The 19,720-nt window shown below is 70.2% G+C and carries 13 protein-coding genes, 1 tRNA gene and 1 rRNA gene; 2 read left to right on the top strand and 13 right to left on the bottom strand.

Annotated elements, in window-relative coordinates; genetic code table 11:
• Window positions 1–78: 78 nt before the first annotated feature.
• Window positions 79–903: a DNA-formamidopyrimidine glycosylase family protein gene (locus tag E6P78_RS28450; protein ID WP_136206513.1), complete on the top strand. Its 825-nt coding sequence runs from the start codon at window positions 79–81 to the stop codon at window positions 901–903.
• Here E6P78_RS28450 and E6P78_RS28445 read toward each other — a convergent pair.
• The 11 genes from E6P78_RS28445 to E6P78_RS28395 form a co-directional block, all read right to left on the bottom strand.
• The gene (locus E6P78_RS28445; RefSeq protein WP_136206512.1) at window positions 896–1,159 is read right to left on the bottom strand and encodes a hypothetical protein; all 264 of its coding nucleotides are present in this window, start codon (window positions 1,157–1,159) and stop codon (window positions 896–898) included. The genes E6P78_RS28450 and E6P78_RS28445 overlap by 8 nt on opposite strands.
• 363 nt (window positions 1,160–1,522) lie before the next feature.
• On the bottom strand, window positions 1,523–1,717 hold the full coding sequence (locus tag E6P78_RS28440) for a CsbD family protein (RefSeq protein WP_136206511.1): 195 nt from the start codon (window positions 1,715–1,717) through the stop codon (window positions 1,523–1,525).
• Window positions 1,718–1,772: 55 nt separating this feature from the next.
• Entirely contained in the window at window positions 1,773–2,246 is a 474-nt protein-coding gene (locus E6P78_RS28435) for a DNA starvation/stationary phase protection protein (RefSeq protein ID WP_136206510.1), read from the bottom strand.
• A 341-nt stretch (window positions 2,247–2,587) separates the two neighbouring features.
• Window positions 2,588–2,971 (bottom strand): helix-turn-helix transcriptional regulator, encoded by a 384-nt coding sequence (locus E6P78_RS28430; RefSeq protein WP_030927058.1) that lies wholly within the window; start codon window positions 2,969–2,971, stop codon window positions 2,588–2,590.
• 109 nt (window positions 2,972–3,080) lie between these two features.
• Window positions 3,081–3,590 (bottom strand): nicotinamide-nucleotide amidohydrolase family protein, encoded by a 510-nt coding sequence (locus E6P78_RS28425; protein WP_136206536.1) that lies wholly within the window; start codon window positions 3,588–3,590, stop codon window positions 3,081–3,083.
• Window positions 3,587–4,321: a CDP-diacylglycerol--glycerol-3-phosphate 3-phosphatidyltransferase gene (gene pgsA, locus E6P78_RS28420; protein WP_136206509.1), complete on the bottom strand. Its 735-nt coding sequence runs from the start codon at window positions 4,319–4,321 to the stop codon at window positions 3,587–3,589. Before pgsA ends, E6P78_RS28425 begins: the two co-directional genes overlap by 4 nt.
• A complete protein-coding gene (gene rimO / locus E6P78_RS28415; RefSeq protein ID WP_136206508.1) occupies window positions 4,318–5,796 on the bottom strand; it encodes a 30S ribosomal protein S12 methylthiotransferase RimO in 1,479 nt (492 codons plus the stop codon). Before rimO ends, pgsA begins: the two co-directional genes overlap by 4 nt.
• Window positions 5,797–5,930: 134 nt before the next feature.
• Complete coding sequence (locus E6P78_RS28410; protein ID WP_136206507.1) at window positions 5,931–6,731, bottom strand: helix-turn-helix domain-containing protein; 801 nt, start codon at window positions 6,729–6,731, stop codon at window positions 5,931–5,933.
• A gap of 201 nt (window positions 6,732–6,932) precedes the next feature.
• Complete coding sequence (locus E6P78_RS28405) at window positions 6,933–9,710, bottom strand: DNA translocase FtsK (RefSeq protein ID WP_136206506.1); 2,778 nt, start codon at window positions 9,708–9,710, stop codon at window positions 6,933–6,935.
• Window positions 9,711–9,905: 195 nt separating this feature from the next.
• A complete protein-coding gene (locus tag E6P78_RS28400; protein WP_136206505.1) occupies window positions 9,906–10,583 on the bottom strand; it encodes a response regulator in 678 nt (225 codons plus the stop codon).
• Between the two features lie 244 nt (window positions 10,584–10,827).
• Window positions 10,828–16,308, bottom strand: a complete 5,481-nt coding sequence (locus tag E6P78_RS28395; protein WP_206307939.1) for a HAMP domain-containing protein — start codon at window positions 16,306–16,308, stop codon at window positions 10,828–10,830.
• Window positions 16,309–16,720: 412 nt separating this feature from the next.
• On the opposite strand from E6P78_RS28395, the gene E6P78_RS28390 reads away from it, so the two are divergent.
• Window positions 16,721–19,336, top strand: a complete 2,616-nt coding sequence (locus E6P78_RS28390) for a SpoIIE family protein phosphatase (protein WP_136206504.1) — start codon at window positions 16,721–16,723, stop codon at window positions 19,334–19,336.
• A 58-nt stretch (window positions 19,337–19,394) separates the two neighbouring features.
• On the opposite strand, the gene E6P78_RS28385 is transcribed toward E6P78_RS28390, so the two are convergent.
• Together E6P78_RS28385 and rrf are read right to left on the bottom strand one after the other, a co-directional pair.
• Window positions 19,395–19,467 (bottom strand) — tRNA-Thr (locus E6P78_RS28385).
• Between the two features lie 159 nt (window positions 19,468–19,626).
• A 5S ribosomal RNA gene (gene rrf, locus E6P78_RS28380) occupies window positions 19,627–19,720 on the bottom strand; the annotation flags it as partial.

Here is a 19,720-nt window from a genome sequence, read left to right as displayed (position 1 = left end):
GCAAAGCCCGTCCCGCAGACCGCGCATGAAACATGAAACGCCCGCCCCGCTCCCACCCCGCCGCCGCATCATGGAGGCATGCCCGAAGGAGACACCGTCCTACAGACCGCGAAACGGCTGCACAGCGCGCTCGCCGACCGTGTCCTCACCACGTCCGACCTCCGCGTCCCCCGGTTCGCCACCGCCGACCTCACCGGCCGATCCGTCCTGGACTGCTCCGCGCGGGGCAAGCACCTGCTGACCCGCATCGAGGGCGGCCTCACCCTGCACAGCCACCTACGGATGGACGGGGCCTGGCGCGTCTACGCCCCGGGCGAGCGCTGGCGCGGCGGCCCGGGCCACCAGATCCGGGCCGTCCTGGGCAACGAGGCGCACACCGCCGTCGGCTACCGCCTCCCGGTCCTCGATCTCCTGCACACCCGGGACGAGGAGCAGGTGGTCGGCCACCTCGGCCCGGACCTACTGGGCCCGGACTGGGACGCCGACACGGCGCTGCGCAACCTGCTCGCCGAGCCCGCACGCCCCCTCGGCGAGGCCCTGCTCGACCAGCGCAACCTGGCCGGCATCGGAAACATCTACAAGGCCGAGCTCTGCTTCCTGGCGCGCGCCACCCCGTGGCTCCCCATCGGCGAGCTGCCCGCCCCGACGGCCGCCCTCCTGGTCACCACGGCCCGGCAGCTCCTCGACGCCAACCGTGACCGTCCCACCCGCGTCACGACCGTCGGCGCCCGTCCCCGTACCGCCACGGCATCCCGTATGCGCCGGCCGAGCGAGAACCTCTGGGTCTACGGCCGGACGCACCGTCCCTGCCTGCGCTGCGGAACACCGATCCGCGCGGCCGAGCAGGACGGCCGCCCCGCCTACTGGTGCCCCCGCTGCCAGTCCGGCCCGACCCCTACCTGACCAGCCTCCGCCGCCAGTCCTGCCCCGTCCTGCGCGCCCACGCCGTACCGCGCCGCAGCAGACCCGTTCCGGCGTCGAAGATGCCCATGGGCCTGGCGGTCGCGGCCACATGTACCGGCAGGAGGCTCAGCCCCCATCCACCCGCCGCCACCGTTCCCTCGACCAGCCCGGCGTGCGCCGGCTCCAGGACGAGCCGCAGCACGGCCCACCACCACACACCGCAGAGAACGAGCGCCGGCACCCATCGCCGCACCATGGCTGCCTCCTCCGGCCTGATCCAAACGAAAGACCTTAGTCCGGCCCGCTCACCAGGGGCGAGAGCGCACCGGTGCACACCGGCGCGCGCGGGGCGGTCGCGCACCACCGCCGCCCCACCGGGCGGCTCCCGGACGGAAACACCCGCGCCCACACATACACGCGCAGCACCGCACCACCGCGCCCGCGCCCGTCTCACCACCGACACGAACCAGAACCCTGCCCAGAGCGCATGCGCTGCTGCCCAGCGCGGATGCCCTGCCCAGCGCGGATGCCCTGCCCAGCGCGGATGCCCTGCCCAGCGCGGATGCCCTGCCCAGCGCGGAGCCCCCACCGCGCACGGTGGGGGCTCGCCAGGGACGGGTCAGTCCTTGTCGTCGCCGGCCAGGGAGTCCTTGACGCCGTCCGCCTGGTCGCGAGCGTCGCCCATGGCTCCCTTGGCCTTGCCCTTCGCCTGGTCCGTCTTGCCCTCGGCCTCCTTGCGACGGTCGCCGGTCATCTTGCCCATGGCTTCCTTCGCCTTGCCGGTGATCTTTTCCTTCGCGCTTTCGTCACTCATGGGTCACTCCTCCATTGGAGAGAACGGTGCCACTGCGGGCACCGCGGGTATCGGCTCAGGCGTTCTCGGCCTGGAACATCCACGCGTGCTTCTCGAGATCGGCGGTCAGCGTGATCAGGATGTCCTGGCTGACCGGGTCGGGGGTCTCGGTCGCCTCGATCCGCTCCCGCATCCGCCCGATCACCACGCCGAGGGCGTCGATCAGGGTCTTCACCGCGTCCACGTCCTTGATCCAGCCCTCGGAGGAGCGGGACTCGATGGCCGTGCTCTTGGCGATCGTCGCGGCTCGCCCGTCCGGGTTGACTCCGAGCGCGGAGGCCCGTTCGGCGACCGTGTCCGAGTGCTGGCGGGCGGTGTCGACGACGTCGTCGAGCTGGAGGTGCACGGACCTGAAGCGCGGCCCCACCACGTTCCAGTGGACCTGCTTGGCCACCAGAGACAGGTCTACGAGGTCCACCAGCGCCCCCTGGAGCGCATCCCCGACAGTCTTGAGGTCGGTCTCGGACAGCGGGCTCTTCACCACAGACATGCACGTCTCCGATCTGGAATCCGTTCCGTTCAGCACCACCACGATGGCACAAACGAAGCAAAACGGTCATTCGAGGAAGTCTCTGTACGGGATCGCACCGGATTGTTCCTCGGTCTCATCCACGCACCTGCCCCCCATCGCCCCGCTGACACACAGCGGGCAAAAGTCCACGCAGACCCGGCCCCGGACACGACACCGGGTCGACCGCCGGAGACCACCCCGGACACGCAGAAGCCACACCACCGGACACGCGGAAGCCACACCACCCCGGGCACGCAGAAGCCCCGGTCCGCCCCACGAGGGGGGAACCGGGGCTCCGGCTTCACACCGGACCGAACGGATCAGGCGGCGACGACGTCCACCGCTTCCGCGGGCGCCTTGATGGTCACCCGCCCCGTCGGTACACCCGCCACCGAAGTTACGGAGACGGAGTTGAGCATGGGGCGCACCGGTACAGGGACCGGATCGCCGGCCGCTGCCGACTCGGCCAGTTCGGCCAGGGACAGCTCATCGCTCACTTCACGCATGAGCTCGGACATCCGTACGTCAAGCGCGTCGCAAATGGCGGAGAGCAGTTCGGAGGATGCCTCCTTCTGCCCCCGCTCCACCTCGGAGAGATAGCCGAGCGAAACTCGGGCGGACGAGGAGACTTCGCGCAGAGTACGGCCTTGGCGCTGGCGCTGCCGACGCAGCACGTCACCCAGCAGGCGACGGAGCAGAATCATCGGTGGCTCCCTCCTCGGACCGCGTAGCCGCATCCTTCACGCCCCACCGTACCGCCTAGCGCTGCGGCCGTGCGGGGAGCGATGTCGTGTTCACTCAGGGCTGCAAACATCAATTCTCCCCGTTCTCTTCCGTATCCTGTGCGCTCGCATTCTCATGAAGTTCGCCTGAGAGCAGGTCGAGCGCGCTTCGTACGCTCTCCTTACGGATGTCCGCCCGGTCGCCGTTCAACCGCAGTGCGGCCACTTTCCCGTTGCCCTGCGGGCCGCTGACCGCGACGAAGACGGTTCCGACGGGCTGTCCGTCCTGCGGCTCGGGGCCGGCGACTCCGGTGGTCGCCACTCCCCAGTCTGCGCCCAGAACCCGGCGCACGCCTGCGGCCATCTGGCGCGCGACCTCGGCGTCCACCGCCCCGCGCTCCGCGAGAAGGGCCGCGTCCACTCCCAGGACTTCACTCTTGAGGGGGGTCGCGTAAGCCGTGACCGACCCTCGGAAGGCCTGTGAGGCGCCCGGCACGGACGTCAGTTCGGCCGCGACCAGGCCGCCGGTCAGCGACTCCGCGACGGCGAGGGTCTCCCCCCGCGCGACGAGCAGCCGCAGCACCCGGCCCGCGGCAGTCACCACTCGGCCTCCGCCGCACCACGGGCCCCGGCCGCCCCGGCGACCGGATCGGCGCCGTCGGAGGCGCCCTGCTGCTCCTCGGCCGCGCGCTCCGCAGCCAGCCCCTGGCGCCGCAGCACCACGGCCTGACGGATGTAGTCGAGGCCGGTGACGACCGTCAGCACGACGGCCACCGCCATCACCCAGAAGCGCAGGGTGGCCAGCGGCCCGGTCAGGGCCAGCACATACATCCCGACGGCCGTGCCCTGCGCCAGCGTCTTCATCTTGCCGCCGCGACTGGCCGGAATGACCCCGTGCCGGATCACCCAGAACCGCATCAGCGTGATACCGAGCTCGCGGAAGAGGATCACGCCCGTGACCCACCAGGGCAGGTCGCCGAGGTACGACAGACAGATCAGGGCCGCGCCCATGATCGCCTTGTCCGCTATCGGGTCGGCGATCTTCCCGAAGTCGGTGACCAGGTTGTACGTGCGCGCCAGATGCCCGTCGAACAGGTCGGTGATCATGGCGACGGCGAAGGCGGCCCAGGCGAAGGAACGCCAGGCCGGGTCGTATCCGCCGTTGTGGAGCAGCAGCACCACGAAGCCGGGGACGAGCGCGAGCCGGGCCATCGTCAGAAGATTGGCGATGTTCCAGAGACTGGCCTGATTGACCGCGGCGGCGCCCAGCTTTCCGCCGCGGACCGGCGTCGAGCCGGAGCCGCCCGCCGCGGACGCCGGGACTCCGGTCATCTGGCTACCTCCACGAGCTCACTGCACTCGGCGATCAGGTCCACGCCTTCGGTGCCCACCACCTTTGCCTCGACCATACGGCCCGGGACAAGGCCCTCGCGTGTGGTGAAGAGCACCTGGCCGTCCGTTTCGGGTGCCTGGTGCGCGGCGCGGCCGATGGGGCGCGGCTCGTCCTCGGTGGGTTCGACGGACTCGACCAGCACCTGGAGCGATTCCCCGAGGCGCTCCTCGGCCCGCTGCGAGGTCAGCTCCTCGGCGAGCTGCGAGATGTGCGCGAGGCGCTCCGCGATGACGTCGGCGTCCAGCTTGTTCCCGTAGCCGACCGCTTCGGTGCCCTCCTCGTCGGAGTAGCCGAAGACGCCGATGGCGTCGAGGCGCGCCCCGGTGAGGAACCGTTCCAGCTCCGCGAGGTCGTCCTCGGTCTCGCCGGGGAAGCCCACGATGAAGTTGGAGCGGGCCCCTGCCTGCGGCGCCTTGCTCCGGATGGTGTCCAGCAGCTCCAGGAAGCGGTCGGTGTCACCGAAGCGGCGCATCGCCCGCAGCACGCCGGGCGCGGAGTGCTGGAAGGACAGGTCGAAGTAGGGCGCGACCTTGGGCGTCGAGGTGAGGACGTCGATCAGGCCGGGCCGCATCTCGGCGGGCTGCAGATAGCTGACCCGGACGCGCTCGATGCCGTCGACGTCCGCGAGTTCGGGCAGCAGCGTCTCCAGGAGACGGATGTCACCGAGGTCCTTGCCGTACGAGGTGTTGTTCTCGGAGACGAGCATGACCTCCTTGACGCCCTGCTCGGCCAGCCAGCGGGTCTCGCCGAGCACGTCCGAGGGGCGCCGGGAGATGAAGGAGCCGCGGAAGGACGGGATGGCGCAGAAGGAGCAGCGGCGGTCGCAGCCGGAGGCCAGCTTGACCGAGGCGACGGGGCTGGTGCCCAGCCGCCGGCGCAGGGGCGCGCGCGGCCCGGAGACCGGGGCGACACCCTCCGGGAGGTCGGCGGGCGCGGGGGCGGCCTCCTGCGCGTGGCCGGGCAGGGAGACCGCGGCGTCCTGCCGTTCGGCCGGGCTGATCGGCAGCAGCTTGCGGCGGTCGCGGGGGGTGTGGGAGGCGTGGATGCCGCCGCTGAGGATGGTCTGGAGGCGGTCGGAGATGTCCGTGTAGTCGTCGAAACCGAGGACACCGTCCGCCTCGGGCAGGGCCTCGGCGAGGTCCTTGCCGTAGCGCTCGGCCATGCAGCCGACGGCGACGACGGCCTGGGTGCGGCCGTGGTCCTTCAGATCATTGGCTTCGAGCAGGGCATCGACGGAGTCCTTCTTGGCGGCTTCGACGAACCCACAGGTGTTGACCACGGCGACATCGGCATCGGAGGCGTTCTCGACGAGCTCCCAGCCGTCCGCTGCCAAGCGGCCTGCAAGCTCCTCCGAGTCCACCTCGTTACGGGCGCAGCCAAGAGTGACAAGGGCGACGGTACGGCGTTCGGGCATGGACTCAAGACTACTTTGTCCCGGCACTGACCCCGCCGCGCAGGGTTCCTCCGTCACAGGGAGCGACAAAGACGGCGAGCGCCCGGCACGGTGGCCGGGCGCTCGCCGCGCCGCAGAGTTTCCGGAGTGGGCGGTCAGCCGACCTCGGGGTCGCCCTTGGTGTACGAGAGCCGCTCGACCTGTCCGGGCTGGAACTGGTCCTCGACCTTCTTGCCGTTGACGAACAGCTCGATCGATCCGGCGTTGCCGAGGACGAGGTCGACGCGCTCCTTGTCCTGGAAGGTCTTCGACTCGCCCTGCTGAAGCGTTCCGTCGAAGAGGGACCGGCCGTTGTGGTCCTTGGCCGAGATCCAGCTCTTGCCCTGGGTGGCGCTGAGCTTGACCGTGACCTTGTCCTGGGGCGCGGCGGCGATCGCGCTGTCGGAGGGGGCCGGCTTGGGGTCGGCGGGCTTGCTGGTGGAGGGCTTCGGGGCGATCTTGTCGGACGTCGGGCCCTCGGCGACACGGCCGGCGGTCGAGGGCTCGTCACCGCCCTTGAAGAAGGTGAAGCCGACGAAGCCGACCACGGCGACGATCGCCGCGACCATGGCCGCCGTCCAGTTGGGCCGGCGGGGTTCGGAACGGATGCGCTCGGCCTCGAACAGGGGCGCCGCCGGAGTGGGCGCGGGACGGCCGCCGTGCTCGGCGTCGTACTGCGTGACCAGGGGCTCCGGGTCGGCGCCGACGGCACGCGCCAGCGTTCGGATGTGGCCGCGGGCGTACACGTCGCCGCCGCAGCGGGAGAAGTCGTCCTGCTCGATCGCGTGCACGATGGGGATGCGCACCCGGGTGGACGTGCTGACCTCTTCGACCGTGAGACCTGCGGCGATACGAGCCTGCTGAAGCACTCGGCCGATCGAAGGCCGGTCGTCTTCGGGGGGGTTGCCGATGGACACGGGGGCGCCTTTCGAGCGTGAGCCACCTGCTGGGTGTTCAGTCTAGGGGGGGTACGAAAGGGAGGGGCAACCGGGCGGGAGCACTTTGTACGCCATCAGATTCGAACAGAGCCGGTTTCGCCGGGCTGCCCCGGGGAAGGACGTTCTGTCCCTCCCCTCACCTTGACGTACGGCCCGGCGAAACGGTTGCCCGGAAAACCCTTACGAAGCGGTTTCCCCGCGGATCTGTGCCAACACTCCGTCGAGCTCGTCGGGTTTCACGAGGACGTCGCGGGCCTTGGAGCCCTCGCTCGGCCCGACGATGTTGCGCGACTCCATCAGGTCCATCAGGCGGCCCGCCTTGGCGAAGCCGACGCGCAGCTTGCGCTGGAGCATCGAGGTCGACCCGAACTGGGTGGAGACGACCAGCTCTGCGGCCTGGCACAGCAGGTCCAGGTCGTCGCCGATGTCCTCGTCGATCTCCTTCTTCTGCTTCGTGCCGACCACCACGTCGTCGCGGAAGACGGGGGCCATCTGGTCCTTGCAGTGCTGGACCACCGCCGCGACCTCGTCCTCGGTGACGAAGGCGCCCTGCATACGGGTCGGCTTGTTCGCCCCCATCGGCAGGAACAGCCCGTCACCCTTCCCGATGAGCTTCTCGGCTCCGGGCTGGTCCAGGATGACGCGGCTGTCGGCGAGCGAGGAGGTGGCGAAGGCGAGCCGGGAGGGCACGTTCGCCTTGATCAGACCGGTGACGACGTCCACCGAGGGGCGCTGCGTGGCGAGGACCAGATGGATACCGGCGGCGCGGGCCAGCTGGGTGATGCGGACGATCGAGTCCTCGACGTCGCGCGGGGCGACCATCATCAGGTCGGCCAGCTCGTCGACGATCACCAGCAGATACGGGTACGGCGTGAGCTCCCGTTCGCTGCCCTCGGGCGTCTTGAGCTTGCCGGTGCGCACCGCGTGGTTGAAGTCGTCGATGTGCCGGTAGCCGAACGCCGCGAGGTCGTCGTAGCGCAGATCCATCTCCCGTACGACCCACTGAAGGGCCTCGGCGGCCTTCTTGGGGTTGGTGATGATCGGCGTGATCAGGTGCGGGATGCCCTCGTACGCGGTCAGCTCGACGCGCTTGGGGTCGACCAGGACCATGCGGACGTCCTCCGGCGTCGCCCGCACCATGACCGAGGTGATCAGGCAGTTGATGCAGGAGGACTTTCCGGAACCGGTCGCACCGGCCACCAGGACGTGCGGCATCTTCGCGAGATTGGCCATCTCGTAGCCGCCCTCGACGTTCTTGCCGAGCGCGACCAGCATCGGGTGGTCGTCCTCCGCCGCGTCCGCGAGCCGCAGCACGTCGCCGAGGTTGACCATCTCGCGGTCCGAGTTGGGGATCTCGATGCCGACCGCGGACTTCCCCGGAATCGGCGAGATGATGCGGACGTCGGGGCTGGCGACGGCGTACGCGATGTTCTTGGCGAGCGCCGTGATCCGCTCGACCTTCACGGCCGGGCCGAGCTCCACCTCGTACCGCGTCACCGTCGGCCCCCGGGTGAAGCCGGTGACGGCGGCGTCGACCTTGAACTCGGTGAAGACGTTGGTCAGCGAGGCGACGATCGCGTCGTTGGCGGCGCTGCGCGTCTTGCCGGGCCCGCCGCGCTCCAGCAGGTCGAGCGAGGGCAGCGCGTAGGTGATGTCACCGGAGAGCTGGAGCTGCTCGGCGCGGGCGGGCAGCGGCTGCGACTCCGAGCGGTCGGGGGCCGGCTTGGTCAGATCGGGTACGCCACCGGCCGGGGCGGACTCGGCCGGTTTCCCGGCGGGCCTCGCGGCCGGCCCCGCCTCCCTGGCCCCCGGCACCGGCGTGCTCGCACGCTCGCGGTCCACCGAGACACCCTGGGTCAGATCGGCGACGACCGGCGAGGGCGGCATGCCGTTGAGCACGGCCCCGTCGAGCGCGGCGGCAGCGGCGGCCGCCACGTCCACCGCGTCCATCGTGCGGTTCATCGCGGGCTGCACCGAGGGCCTGCGCGGCCTGCGGCGCTTGGTCAGCGCCTCGGTCTCCGCCAGGTCCGGGTCGTACTCCTCGGACGCCTCCGTGCGGCGCGCCGGGGAGCGGCGCGAGCGGGCGGGCAGCGCCTCGCGCCACTGCTCCTCGTACCGCTCGTCGTCTCCCTCCTCCTGCGCCATGGGGTCGGGGGCCGACTCGATGATCCCGAGCTTGACGCCGAGCAGCCGCAGCCGCTGCGGGATGGCGTTCACCGGGGTCGCCGTGACGACCAGCAGGCCGAAGACGGTGAGCAGCAGGAGCAGGGGGACGGCCAGCACCTCGCCCATGGCGAAGATCAGCGGCTTGGACGCGGCCCAGCCGATGAGCCCGCCGGCGTCCTGCATGGCCTCGGTGCCCTCGTCGCGCCCGGGCGATCCGCAGGCGATGTGGACCTGGCCGAGCACGCCGATGACCAGGGCGGAAAGACCGATGACGATGCGGCCGTTGGCCTCCGGCTTCTCCGGATAGAGGATCAGCCGCACGGCGATGGCGCCCAGCAGTATCGGTACGAGCAGGTCGAGCCGGCCGAAGGCGCCGGTCACGAGCATCTCCACGAGGTCACCGACGGGACCGCGCAGGTTCGACCAGGTGCCCGCGGCGACGATCAGCGCGAGGCCGAGCAGCAGCAGCGCGACGCCGTCCTTGCGGTGGGCGGGGTCGAGCCCCTTGGCGCCGCGCCCTATGCCGCGGAACATCGCGCCGACGCCGTGGGCCGCGCCGAGCCAGACGGCCCGCGCCAGCCGGTACACCCCGTTGGTGGGGGACGGCGCCGGTGGCGGGGCGGCCTTCTTGGCCGCCGTCTTCTTGGCGGGCGCCTTCTTCGCGGGAGCGGTCTTCCTGGCTGCGGTCTTCTTGGCGGGCGCGGCTTTCTTCGCCGGGCCCGGGCCACCGCCGACGCGCTTCGCGGTGCCCGCCGTGCCCTGGGAACCCTTGCCGGACGTACGTGAGGCCATGAGGCCGAGGTTACCGGTGTCCACGCCGGTGAACACGTGCGCGCACGGGTTCACCCGTCCGTGTCGCCCTGCGGTGGCCGCAAACTGACGCGCCCTCACCGGCACGCGCACGCCGAACACCCGCGACCGCCGCCCAGTTGTCCCCGCACCCGCCCCAAGAGGCCCCGCCCGCAGGACGGGTGCGCCGCGCCGCCGTTACGAGGGAACGGGCGCCGAGGCGCCGCCGGTGCCCGGCTCCAGGGCGTCCAGCGCCCGGCGCAGGCCGGTCAGTTTCCGTTCGAGATGGGCGGCCGTGGCCACCGCTCCGGCGTCCGCCGACTCGTCGTCGAGCTGCTTGGACAGCGCCTCCGCCTGCTCCTCGACGGCCGCGAGCCGTGCGGAGAGCTCGGCCAGCAGACCGGCGGGCTCCTTCTCCTGCTGGGCGTTCGCGTTGCCGCCGCCCTCCAGCTGGAGCCGCAGCAGCGCCGCCTGCTCCCGGAGCTGGCAGTTCTTCATGTACAGCTCGACGAAGACCGAGACCTTGGCCCGCAGCACCCACGGGTCGAACGGCTTCGAGATGTAGTCCACCGCGCCGGCCGCGTAACCCCGGAAGGTGTGGTGCGGGCCGTGGTTGATCGCGGTGAGGAAGATGATCGGGATGTCCCGGGTCCGCTCCCGTCGCTTGATGTGCGCGGCGGTTTCAAAACCGTCCATGCCTGGCATCTGGACGTCCAGCAGAATGACCGCGAAGTCGTCCGTGAGCAGCGCTTTGAGCGCCTCCTCCCCTGACGATGCCCGTACCAGTGTCTGATCGAGCGCAGAGAGGATGGCCTCCAGCGCCAGCAGATTCTCCGGCCGGTCATCGACCAGGAGGATCTTGGCCTTCTGCACCATGGCCCGTCCTCCTCGCCCCGGAATCGCACCGGGCGCCGCCCCAAGGGACGACTCCCTTACGCCGTCCGTCCTTGTGCCGGTCATGGTAACCGCACCCCGGCGGTCACCACACCCTGTCACCGCGATGTCACTGTGCACGTACCGAAAACGCGGCGGGAGATCAGAAGGTTCCCCGTAATCCGCGTTGCCACACTTCTTCGGACACAGCCGATCAACAAATCATCCTGGATTCGCTCAGTAGCGATCACTCTCCGCGCATCCATTGCTCCATGACCGAAAGCAGATGGTCAGGGTCGACCGGCTTGGTGACATAGTCCGACGCACCCGACTCGAGCGCCTTCTCCCGGTCGCCCTTCATCGCCTTCGCGGTCAGCGCCACGATCGGCAGGCCCGAGAACTGCGGCATCCTGCGGATCGCCGAGGTCGTCGCGTAACCGTCCATCTCCGGCATCATGATGTCCATCAGCACGACCGTCACATCGTCGTGCTGCTCCAGGACTTCGATGCCCTCACGCCCGTTCTCGGCGTAGAGGACCGTCAGCCCGTGCTGCTCCAGCACGCTGGTGAGCGCGAAGACGTTGCGGATGTCGTCGTCGACGATCAGCACCTTCTCGCCGCTGAACCGGAACGTCCTGCGCGCCTCCGGCTCGTCCTGCCCGCCGAGCGCCCACGACTCCTGTCCCGCGGCCGGCACCTGCTGCGGAGCGGGAGCGGCGGGACGCGGCGGCAGCGCAGGCGGCTGCTGCCCGCCGCCCAGCGCCTTGCGACGGCGCCTCAGCAGCCCCGCCGCGCCACCGGCCTCCTGCCCGCCGCCCGGCCCCGGCACGGCCTGTGCGACGTCCGGGGTGCCCGGCACGTACACCTGTCCGGCTTCCGGCGCCCGGCCGCCCTCGACCGCGCCGGTCTGGCCCTCGGCGGGCCCGGGGCCGAGCTGCGGGTAGCCCTGCGGCGGGAGTTCGCTCGGGTGCAGCGGCAGGTACAGCGTGAACGTCGAGCCGCGGCCCGGCTCGCTCGCCGCGTGGATCTCACCGCCCAGCAGCCGTGCGATCTCGCGGCTGATGGAGAGGCCGAGGCCCGTGCCGCCGTACTTGCGGCTGGTCGTACCGTCCGCCTGCTTGAACGCCTCGAAGATCACCCGCATCTTGCTCGCCGCGATCCCGATGCCCGTGTCGGTCACCGAGAAGGCGATCAGGTCGCTGTCCGCGTCCCGCAGCGAACCCGCCTCCAGCAACTGCTCGCGGATGGCGTCCGGCACCTCCTGACCGGCGTGCCGGATCACCAGCTCGACGGCGCCGCTGTCGGTGAACTTCACCGCGTTGGAAAGCAGGTTGCGCAGCACCTGGAGCAACCGCTGCTCGTCGGTGTGCAGCGTGGCCGGCAGCTCCGGCGACACGCGTACGGAGAAATCCAGCCCCTTCTCCGCGGTGAGCGGCCTGAACGTCGCCTCCACGTAGTCGACCAGCTGCACCAGGGCGATCCGGGTCGGGCTGACGTCCATCTTGCCCGCCTCGACCTTCGACAGGTCGAGGATGTCGTTGATCAGCTGGAGCAGGTCCGAACCGGCCCCGTGGATCGTCTCGGCGAATTCCACCTGCTTCGGCGAGAGATTGCCCTCGGCGTTGTCCGCCAGCAACTTGGCCAGGATGAGCAGCGAGTTCAGCGGCGTGCGCAGCTCGTGCGACATGTTCGCCAGGAACTCGGACTTGTAGCGCATCGAGACGGCCAGCTGTTCGGCGCGCTCCTCCAAGACCTGCCGCGCCTCCTCGATCTCGGTGTTCTTGACCTCGATGTCGCGGTTCTGCCGGGCCAGCAGCTCGGCCTTCTCCTCCAGTTCGGCGTTGGACGCCTGGAGGGCCTTCTGCCGGTTCTCCAATTCCTGCGAGCGGTCGCGCAATTGCTCGGTCAGTTCCTGGGACTGCTCCAGCAGCTTCTCGGTCGTCGTGTTGACGCTGATGGTGTTGACGCTCGTCGCGATCATTTCGGCGAGCTGGTTGAGGAAGTCCCGCTGGATGTGCGTGAACGGCTGGAACGAGGCCAGTTCGATCACGCCGAGCACCTTGCCCTCGAAGAGCACCGGCAGCACGATCACATGGGCGGGCGGTGCCTCGCCGAGCCCGGAGGAGATCTTCAGGTAGCCCGGCGGAACGTTGTCCACCTGGATCGTCCGCTTCTCCTCGGCGGCCGTGCCGATCAGCGTCTCCCCCGGCCGGAAGGACGTGGGCATGGAGCCCGCCGAGTAGCCGTAGCTGCCCCGCATGCGCAGCTCGTACGCCCCCTCCCGGTCACCCTCGCCGCCCAGCGCGTCGGTCTCGCCGGTGGCCGTGGCCAGGAAGAACGCGCCATGCTGCGCGGAGACGACCGGGGTCAGCTCGCTCATGATCAGCGAGGCGACGTCGTCGAGGTCGCGCCGGCCCTGCATCAGACCGGAGATCCGGGCGAGGTTGCCCTTGAGCCAGTCCTGCTCCTTGTTGGTGGCGGTGGTGTCGCGCAGGTTCGCGATCATCGTGTTGATGTTGTCCTGGAGGGCCTGGATCTCGCCCGCCGCGTCCACGTCGATCTTGAGGTTGAGATCGCCCCGGGTCACCGCCGTGGCGACGGCCGCGATGGCCCGCACCTGACGGGTCAGGTTTCCGGCCATCTCGTTCACCGACTCGGTGAGGTCGCGCCAGGTGCCGTCCACGTCCCGCACCCGCGCCTGGCCGCCGAGCTGGCCCTCGGTGCCCACCTCGCGGGCGACCCGGGTCACCTGCTCCGCGAACGAGGACAGCTGGTCGACCATCGTGTTGATGGTGTTCTTCAGCTCCTGGATCTCACCGCGCGCGTCGATGTCGATCTTCTTGGTGAGGTCGCCCTTGGCGATGGCGGTGGTGACGGTGGCGATCTGGCGCACCTGGCCCGTCAGATTGGACGCCATCGAGTTCACGGACTCGGTGAGGTCCTTCCACGTACCCGAGACGCCCGGGACGCGCGCCTGGCCACCCAGCTCGCCCTCCGTACCCACCTCGCGGGCGACGCGGGTCACCTCGTCCGCGAACGAGGACAGCGTCGTCACCATCGTGTTGACGGTGTCGGCCAGCTCGGCCACCTCACCGCGCGCCTCCACGGTGACCTTCTTCGTCAGGTCGCCGTTGGCAACCGCGGACGAGACCCGGGAGATGTTGCGCACCTGACTGGTCAGGTTGTTGGCCATCAGGTTGACGTTGTCGCTGAGGTCCTTCCAGATGCCCGTCGCGCCGCGCACCCGCGCCTGACCGCCGAGGATGCCCTCGGTACCCACCTCGCGGGCGACCCGGGTCACCTCGTCCGCGAAGTTGAGCAGCTGGTCGACCATCGTGTTGACCGTCGTCACCAGTTCGAGGATCTCGCCCTTGGCGTCGACGGTGATCTTCTTCGAGAGGTCACCGTTGGCGACCGCCGTGGTGACCTCGGCGATGTTGCGCACCTGAAGGGTGAGGTTGTTCGCCATGCCGTTGACGGACTGCGTGAGGTCCTTCCACGTACCGGACACCCCCTGCACCTCGGCCTGACCGCCGAGAATGCCCTCCGTACCCACCTCCCGGGCCACCCGCGTCACCTGCTCCGCGAAGTTCGAGAGCTGGTCGACCATGGTGTTGAGGGTGTTCTTCAGCTCCAGGATCTCGCCGCGCGCGTCCACGTCGATCTTCTGCGACAGGTCACCGCGCGCCACCGCGGTGGCGACCTGCGCGATGTTACGGACCTGAGCGGTGAGGTTCCCCGCCATGCCGTTCACCGAGTCCGTCAGATCACGCCACACACCGGCCACGCCGGGCACCTGCGCCTGACCGCCGAGGCGCCCGTCCGTACCCACCTCGCGGGCCACCCGCGTCACCTGCTCGGCGAAGGCGGAGAGCTGGTCGACCATCGTGTTGATGGTGTTCTTCAGCTCCAGGATCTCACCGCGCGCGTCCACGTCGATCTTCTGCGACAGGTCGCCCCGCGCCACCGCCGTCGTGACCTGCGCGATCTGGCGCACCTGGGAGGTCAGGTTCCCCGCCATGAAGTTGACGGAGTCCGTGAGCTCCTTCCACGTACCGGAGACGCCGTCGACCCGCGCCTGACCGCCGAGGCGGCCCTCGGTGCCCACGTCCCGCGCCATCCGCGTCACCTGGTCGGCGAACGAGGACAGCTGAGCCACCATCGTGTTGACGGTGTTCTTCAGCTCCAGCATCTCGCCCGCGACATCAACGGTGACCTTCTGCGACAGGTCGCCGTTGGCCACCGCCGTCGTCACCTGCGCGATGTCACGCACCTGACCGGTCAGGTTCCGGAAGGCCGTGTTCACGGAGTCCGTGAGGTCCTTCCACGTACCCGCCGCGCCGGGCACCTCGGCCTGGCCGCCGAGCCGGCCCTCGACGCCGACCTCCCGGGCCACCCGCGTCACTTCCGAACCGAAGGACTGGAGCTGGTCCACCATCGTGTTGACGGTGTTCTTCAGCTCCAGCATCTCGCCGGCCACATTGACGGTGACCTTCTGCGTCATGTCACCGCTGGCGACCGCCGTGGTCACCTGGGCGATGTCACGCACCTGGGTCGTCAGGTTGCGGAAGACCGTGTTCACCGAGTCGGTGAGGTCCTTCCACGTACCGGCCGCGCCCGGCACCTGCGCCTGGCCGCCGAGCAGGCCCTCGCCACCGACCTCGCTGGCCACGCGGGTGACCTCGTCCGCGAAGGTGCGCAGCGTCTCGGTCATCTGGTTGATCGTCTCGGCGAGCTGGGCGACCTCGCCGCGCGCACTCACCTGCACCTTCTGCGACAGGTCACCGTTGGCGACGGCCGTCGTCACCTCCGCGATGCCGCGCACCTGGGAGGTGAGGTTCCCGGCCATGGTGTTGACGGAGTCCGTGAGGTCCTTCCACACCCCGGCCACGCCCGGCACCGTGGCCTGACCGCCCAGCTCGCCCTCCGTACCCACCTCGCGGGCGACACGGGTCACCTCGGAGGAGAACGACGACAGCTGGTCGACCATCGTGTTGACGGTGTTCTTCAGCTGGAGCATCTCGCCGGCGACATGGACGGTGACCTTCCGCGACAGGTCGCCCTTGGCGACCGCCGTCGTCACCAGGGCGATGTCGCGCACCTGCGCGGTCAGCCGGTACGCCATGGTGTTGACGGAGTCCGTGAGGTCCTTCCACGACCCGGACATCCCGCGCACCTGCGCCTGGCCGCCGAGCTTGCCCTCGGTCCCCACCTCGACCGCGACCCGCGTCACCTGCTCGGTGAACGCCGACAGCTGGTCGACCAGGTTGTTGACGGTACGGGCGACCTTCAGGAATTCGCCGCGCAGCGGCCGTACCGTCTCGTCCGCCGTGTGGGAACGGAGCTCCATCCGCTGTTCGAGGTCGCCGTCGGCCACGGCCGACAGCACCCGCCCGACCTCGGAGACCGGCCGCGCGAGATCGTCCACCAGCTCGTTGGAGGCGTCGATGGCGGCCGCCCAGGAACCCTCGCAGGCACCCGTCTCCAGCCGCTCGGTGAGCTTGCCCTCCCGGCCGACCACGCGCCGCACCCGCGCCAGCTCGCCCGTGAGGTGCACATTGCGGTCGGCGACCTCGTTGAAGACCGCGGCGAGCTCCGCCATCACGCCTTCACCGGAGACGGTGACCCGCCTGCGGAAGTTTCCGTCGCGCATGGCGACCAGACCGGCCAGCAGTCTGTGGAGCGCCGCGGCGTCGACCTCGACGGTTCCATTGCGCTGCTTCTTCACGGACTGTCCGCCTCTACTGCGCGTGCCTGATCCCCGCGCCGCCACGTCAGACTCCACCGTGTCCCTCCCGCAGGGGTTGACCATCTAGCTAGGACCTCGTCCGAGAGCTTGCCCAGAACTTCCCTGGCTCACCGCCACAGCCCACCGTCGACGGGTGACCATGCGGACGTCAAATCGTTGAAACGTACCAGGCGGGAACCGGTCGGGGTGCAACCTCCCATGGTTGTCCCCCGTCCCTCCCGAGGGAAGCCCGGCCTTGTCGGCCGGCGTTCCGTTCCCGCCCGTGCCTGTCCGAAGTCGGCCCTCGTGTATCCGGTGCGCGCGGGGAGCGTCTAGCCTGGCAGGCGAATCGAAGCGGCGAGAAACGGGCACAGGACTCGGGGAAGCGACGAGACACCATATGGGGAGTGCTGTGATCACGGCGCGTGCGGCTGCCACCTTCGACCCGGTGGCGCGCTCCGTCGCGACGGCCCGTGCCTTTGTCCGCGACACGCTCCAGGGGTGGGGATACACCGACGTCGTGGATGACGCCGTCGTCCTGACCAGCGAACTCGTCACCAACGCGGTGGTCCACGCCGGCACGGCGGCCGACGTGCTTTGCCTGCGCACGGAGGACGGCGTCCGGGTGGAGATCTCCGACCACTATCCGGAACGCGAGATCCCGCTCCAGTCGGCCGGGCTGAACTTCGGCAGCTCCGACAGCGAGAACGGCCGCGGACTGCTGCTGTGCGCGGCGCTGGCTTCCCGGTGGGGCGTCGAATACTCCCCCGCCCGCAAACATGTCTGGTTCCAGCTCGACCTTCCCGACCGCCCGGTGGGCATCCGCTCCGCCGGCCCGCTCCTGCCCGTCGGTCTGCTCCCGGTCGCCGACGAACGCGTCCGGGTCGCCGTCGTCCAGATCGACAGCACGGGCGCCGTCGCCGCGTGGAACGACGACGCCGCATACCTGTTCGGGTACACGGCGGACCAGGTCGTCGGCAAGCAGCTCACCGACTTCACCGCCTGGCCGCAGACCCCCGGCACCAACACGGGCATCGCCGACGCCCTGCGCCTCTCCCGCTGGGAGGGCAGCTACGGCATCCGGGGCGCCGACGGCCGCACCATCCCGGTCTACGGCTCCCACCTGCGGGTACGCGATACGCAGGGCGAGCCGTCGACGGTCTGCCTGCTGGTGCGCGACTACGAGCGCGCGGTCCTCCAGTCCCCGGTACGCGCCCCGGTCTCGGACGCCGCCGAGAGCCGCAAGACGGACCCCTTCGAGGTGTTCATCGGCTCCCCCGCCCCCGACGACCTCGACGGCCTGCTCCAGCGCACCGTCGAACGGGCGCGCGACATGCTCGACGCCGACGCCGCCTTCCTGCTGCTGGCGACGGACGACGAGACCGAGCTGGAGGTACGGGCCACGACCGGTCTGCCCTCCGCCCGCCAGCGCTTCGCCCGCGTCCCCGTCGAGGCCGGCACCGGACGGTACGGCTCCGCCCGGATGCCCGCCGTCCACGAGGACCTGGACGCCGTGCCGGGCGCCGTCCCGCTGCTCGGCAACACCGGCATGCGTTCGGTGGTGACGGTCCCGCTGAAGGTCGAGGGGCGCCTCACGGGCTCGCTGGGCGTCGCCGCCGAGGCCGCCGGCCGGTATTCGAACGAGGAGGCCCTGCGTCTCCAGTTCGCCGCTGACCGGATCGCCCTGGCGGTCGAGTCGGCGCGCCTGGGAGAGTTGGAGCGGCTGCGCCGCGGCTCGCTGTCCTTCCTGGTCGAGGCGTCGGACCTGCTGGCGGGCACCCTGGACCGGGACCAGACACTGGCGCTGATGGCCCAGATGACGGTCCCGACCCTGGCGACGTGGTGCGCCGTCTACACGATCGCCGACCAGTCGTCGGAGCCGGAACTCTCCTACGTGCTGCACGAGGACGAGGACCGCATCGACGGCCTCAAGGCGCTGCTCACCCGGATCGACCCGCCGGAACCGGTGCCGGCCCCGGGCGCCCGCGTCTGGCCGGCACCCTCGGAGGCCGCCCACGAGGCCGCGCTGCGGACCTCGATGCGCAGTATCGGCATCGGCGACCCGGGCGGCCTCAACTCGGGCACCCGTACGACGCTGGCCACGGCCGCCGCGGTGGGCGGGGAGACGGTGGTCCTGCCGCTCGTCGCCCGCAACCGGGTCATCGGCATGCTCACGCTCGGCAAGCCGTCCGACGACCACTTCCGCCAGGAGATCCTGGAACTGGCCGAGGACCTGTCCCGCCGGGCGGCCCTGGCCCTGGACAACGCCCGCCTCTACTCGGAGCGCACGGCGATCAGCCAGTCCCTCCAGCGCAGCCTCCTGCCGCCGGGCCTGCCCAAGATCCCCAACGTCGAGGTCGACGTCATCTACCGTGCGGCCGGCGAGGGCAACGAGGTGGGCGGCGACTTCTACGACGTCTTCCCGATCCGGGACGGCGCCTACGGCTTCGCCATCGGCGACGTCTGCGGTACGGGGCCGGAGGCGGCGGCCGTGACGGGCCTGGCCCGCCATGCGCTGCGCCTGCTGGCCCGGGAGGGCTTCGCCGGCCCCGCGGTCCTGGAGCGGCTCAACGCGGCCATCCTGGACGAGGGTTCCCGCAGCCGCTTCCTCACGCTTCTCTACGGGGAGCTGTGGCCGCAGGAGGACGGCAGCGCCCTGCTGAAGGTCGTCTGCGCCGGTCACCCGTTGCCGCTGCGTCTGCGCCAGGACGGCTCGGTCGAGCCGGCGGCGGACCCTCAGCCACTGCTGGGCGTCCTGGAGGATCTGGAGCTGTACGAGCAGACGTTGACCCTGGAGCCGGGCGATGTCCTGCTGTGTGTCACGGACGGCGTGACGGAACGCCGGGAGGGTACGCGCATGCTCGGCGACGACGGCCTGGCGGAGGTGCTGGCCCACTGCACGGGTCTCACGGCCGGGGCGGTGGCCGGACGCATTCTCCGGGCCGTCGAGCGCTTCGCCGCAGATCCGCCGTCGGACGACATGGCCATCCTGACGATGCGCGTCCCGGAGCCTCACCCGGCCCCGTAGTCCGCTTCCGCACATGCGAAAGGCCCCCGCCGTTCGGCGGGGGCCTTTCGCATGTCCGAGCCCCAATGCGGAATCGAACCGCAGACCTTCTCCTTACCATGGAGACGCTCTACCGACTGAGCTATTGGGGCCTTGCTGCCCTGCGGCAACGAGCTAAAGCATACCCTGGTTCGAGGGGTGCGCAAAACCACCTGGCACATCGTCACGACTCCTCGCCGGCGCTACCGCAACCGGTCCGGAAACGCAGAAGAGCCCCATGCCACAAGGGCACGGGGCTCTTCCTAAAAGGAGTTCGGCGGCGTCCTACTCTCCCACAGGGTCCCCCCTGCAGTACCATCGGCGCTGAAAGGCTTAGCTTCCGGGTTCGGAATGTAACCGGGCGTT

The organism is Streptomyces sp. A0958 (assembly GCF_004795035.1).
Lineage (GTDB): Bacteria > Actinomycetota > Actinomycetes > Streptomycetales > Streptomycetaceae > Streptomyces.
Note: the sequence above shows the minus strand (reverse complement) of the source record. Positions and strands in the feature narration are given on the sequence as shown.